Annotated in this window: 4 protein-coding genes; all 4 read left to right on the top strand. The window is 66.6% G+C overall.

Annotated elements, in window-relative coordinates; translation table 11 throughout:
- A partial coding sequence (locus EQG76_RS06445) for a carbohydrate ABC transporter permease (protein ID WP_159711677.1) occupies positions 1-892 on the top strand: 892 nt, incomplete at its 5' end.
- 1 nt (position 893) lies between these two features.
- The gene (locus EQG76_RS06450; RefSeq protein WP_159711679.1) at positions 894-1,751 is read left to right on the top strand and encodes a carbohydrate ABC transporter permease; all 858 of its coding nucleotides are present in this window, start codon (positions 894-896) and stop codon (positions 1,749-1,751) included.
- Between the two features lie 4 nt (positions 1,752-1,755).
- Entirely contained in the window at positions 1,756-2,853 is a 1,098-nt protein-coding gene (locus EQG76_RS06455; protein ID WP_159711681.1) for an ABC transporter ATP-binding protein, read from the top strand.
- Between the two features lie 7 nt (positions 2,854-2,860).
- The coding region (locus tag EQG76_RS06460) for an ABC transporter ATP-binding protein (RefSeq protein WP_159711683.1) at positions 2,861-3,702 on the top strand (842 nt) is incomplete at its 3' end.

Below are 3,702 nucleotides of genomic sequence, written 5' to 3' on the forward strand. Positions count from 1 at the left end.
GAGGAAGAGCCGCCTCGGGCCCGCCCTCCTGCCCTATCTGCTGTCGCTGCCGGCCCTGATCGTCTGCATCGGGATCATCATCCCGTTCTTCACCGCGGTCTGGTACAGCCTGCAGCGCTACAACCTGAACCTGCCCTATCTGCGCGGGTTCGTCTGGTTCCAGCAGTACATCGACCTGTTCAGCGATTCGTCCTTCTGGCACACCGTCCAGGTCTCGCTGCTCTACACGGCACTCACCGTGATCCTGGAGCTGCTGTTGGGACTGAGCATTGCGCTTTTGCTGCGCCGGCCGTCCACGCTGCACAACATCATGAGCATCGCCCTGCTCCTGCCGCTGATGGTGGCGCCCGCGATCGCCTCGCTCATGTGGAAGCTGATGACCCATCCGGACTTCGGCATCCTGAGCTGGCTGATCCAGCAGGTCGGCGTGACCAATTTCCGCTGGGCGGCGGCACCCTCCTCGGCCCTGTTCACCGTGCTGCTAGTCGATATCTGGGTCTACACGCCGTTCATGATGATCCTGCTGCTCGCAGGATTGCGCGGCCTGCCCAAGCAGCCCTTCGAAGCGGCGGAGCTAGACGGGGTGCCCGCGAGCTTCGTGTTCTTCCGCATCACCCTGCCGATGCTCACCCCCTACATCATCACCGCGGCGCTGTTCCGGATGCTCGACAGCATCCAGCAGTTCGACATCATCTACGCGATGACCCAGGGCGGCCCTGGCGACACGCTGATGGTGTTCCAGGTCATGGCGTACCTGGACTTCTTCCAGAACTTCAACGTGGGCCGCTCGGCCGCCGTGCTGATGGTGCTCTGGGCGATCGCCTACATCCTCTCCAACGTCTTCATCAAACACTGGCTGCGCCTGCGCGAGCGCGCCCGCGGAGCGGCGTGACATGGACCGTAGCAACCCCGTCACCAAGATCCTGCGCGGCCTGGCGCTGCTGGCCGTGGGACTGTTCTTCCTGTTCCCGTTGTTCTGGGTGGCGCTGATGTCCTTCCAGACCAACGAGCAGATCCTGCGCATCCCGCCCTCGATCGTGTTCGAGCCGACGCTGTCCAACTACTGGGCGCTGATCTCCGGCCGCCTAGTCAGCACGGCGGGCGTGCTCGAGATCAAGTTCATGGGCAATCTGTGGAACAGCGTGTTCCTGTCCACGACCTCGGTGGCCCTGGCCCTGATCCTGGGCGTGCCGGCGGCCTACGCGTTCGCGCGGTTCCGCTTCCGCCTGAGCGAGGACATCGCGTTCACGCTCCTGTCCTTCCGCTTCGCCCCGCCGCTGCTCGTCCTGCTGCCGCTCAGCCTGTACTTCCAGGACATCGGGCTCACCGACACCTATGTCGGCCTGATCTGGGTCTACCAGCTGATCGCCTTGCCGCTGATCCTGTGGATCGTGCGCGGCTATTTCGAGGACATCAGCCCGGACATCGAGCACGCCTACCGGATCGACGGGCATAGCTGGTGGAAGACCTTCACCAGGATCGCCCTGCCGCTGGCCCGGCCCGGCATCGCGGCGGCAGCGCTGCTGTCCTTCATCTTCTGCTGGAACAACTTCATCTTCGCGCTGATCCTGGCTTCCGCCGGCAAGCAGCCGGTGACCGTGGGTGCGCTCGCCTTCGTCACCGCGTCGGGCATCCAGTACGGCCAGATCGCCGCAGCAGTGATCCTGTCGATCCTGCCGACCCTCCTCCTGGCACTCTACGCGCAGCGCTACCTCGTCGAGGGTCTGTCGCTCGGCGCAGTGAAGGGCTGACGCCATGGCGTTCCTCGACCTCGACCGGCTCTCGGTCGCCTTCAAGAAGGAGCAGGTGCTCAAAGAAGCATCGCTCCAGGTGGAACGCGGCGAGACCGTGGTAGTGTTCGGCCCGTCCGGCGGCGGCAAGACCGTGCTCCTGCGCCTGGTGTCGGGCGTGATGCAGCCGGACAGCGGCGACGTCCGGCTGAACGGCCAGTCGATCCTGGGCCAGGGCCCGGAGGAGCGCGGCGTGGGCATGGCGTTCCAGAACTTCGCCCTCTACCCGCACATGCCGGCCTTCGAGAACATCGCGAGCCCGCTGCGGGCGCGCGGCCTTGCCGGGAGCGAGATCGAGCGGCGCGTGCACGAGACCGCGCGCCTACTCAAGATCGACCATGTGCTCAAGCACTTCCCCAAGGAGCTGAGCAACGGCCAGAAGCAGCGCACGGCTCTGGGCCGAGCGCTGATCGCCGGGCCGGAAGTGCTGCTGCTGGACGACCCGCTGCGCAACGTCGACGCCAAGCTGCGCTACGAGATGCGCATCGAGCTGCCGCGGCTGCTGAAGAGCTTCGGCGGCTCGGTTCTCTACGTGACCCAGGACTACAAGGAGGCGATGGCGCTGGGCGACCGGGTGGCGGTCCTGCTGGACGGCCGCTTCCTGCAGATCGACCGGCCGGCGGAGATCTACAGGAACCCGGCCGATGTGCGGATCGCCCGGCTGTTCGGCGATCCCACCATCAATCTCTATCCGGTGCAGCCGCGGCCCGCGGGCAATGGCGTCGAGATCGACCTGTTCGGCAGCAAGATCACCCTGCCGGGCAGCTATGGCCATCTCCAGGGCAAGGAATGCCTGATGGGCCTCAGGCCCGAGCACATCCATGTCCATACCGAGCCGGTTGAGGGCGGCCTGCCCATGGAGCTGGATGCGGTGACGCCCTTGAACGTGCGCACCGTCCTGTTCCTCAAGGCGCAGGACAATCGCGAGCTGCTCGCCACCTGCTCGGAGCACGAGCAGGGCAATTTCGGGCGCGGCCACCGCGCGGTCCATGCGCGGATCGACTTCGAACGCGCGCTGTTCTTCGAGCCCGACTCCGGCATCCGTCTTCCGGTCGCGGCGTGAGAGCATCATGGCAGAACTGAACCTCACCGCCGTCGACAAGATCTACCAGAGCCGGGGCAAGCCGCCGGTCCATGCGGTCCGCTCGGTCGACATGGCGATCGGCGATGGCGAGATCGTCGGCCTCTTGGGCTCCTCAGGCTGCGGCAAGACCTCGACCCTGCGCATGATCGCGGGCTTCGAGGACGTCAGCCGCGGCGAGATCCGGCTGGGCAGCCGCGTGCTCAACGAGCTGGCGCCGGCCGAGCGCGGCGTGGCGATGGCGTTCGAGGGCTATGCGCTCTACCCGCCGCTCACCGTGCGCGACAATGTCGGCTTCGCGCTCCTGCGCGCCCGCACGCCCAGGGCCGAGATCGAGCGGCGCGTGGCCGAGATCGCGTCGCTGCTCGAGATCGGCGACATCCTGGACCGCTACCCGCCGACCATCTCGGCCGGCCAGCAACAGCGCACCTCGCTGGCCCGCGCCCTGATCCGTCGGGCCGATCTGTCCCTGCTGGACGAGCCGATGTCGCAGCTCGAGCCGCAGCTGCGCGCGATCCTGCGGGCGCGGATCAAGGACTTCCTGATCGAGCACAAGATGACGACCGTGTTCGTCACCCACGACCAGACCGAGGCGCTGGCGCTGGCCGACCGGATCGCGGTCATGGAGGGCGGCGTCCTCCAGCAGTTCGCGACCCCGGCCGACCTGAAGGAGCGGCCGGCCAACCTGTTCGTCGCCTCGTTCATCGGCGAGCCGCCCATGAACATCATGGCGGGCGAGATCACCGGCCAGGAGATCGTGATCCGCACGGTGCAGGGCGAAAAGGCCTTCACCCTGCCGGCACGGGCAGGTGATCGGGCAGGCGAAATCCG

The organism is Geminicoccus flavidas, assembly GCF_009806515.1.
In the GTDB taxonomy this organism is placed as follows: domain Bacteria; phylum Pseudomonadota; class Alphaproteobacteria; order Geminicoccales; family Geminicoccaceae; genus Geminicoccus; species Geminicoccus flavidus.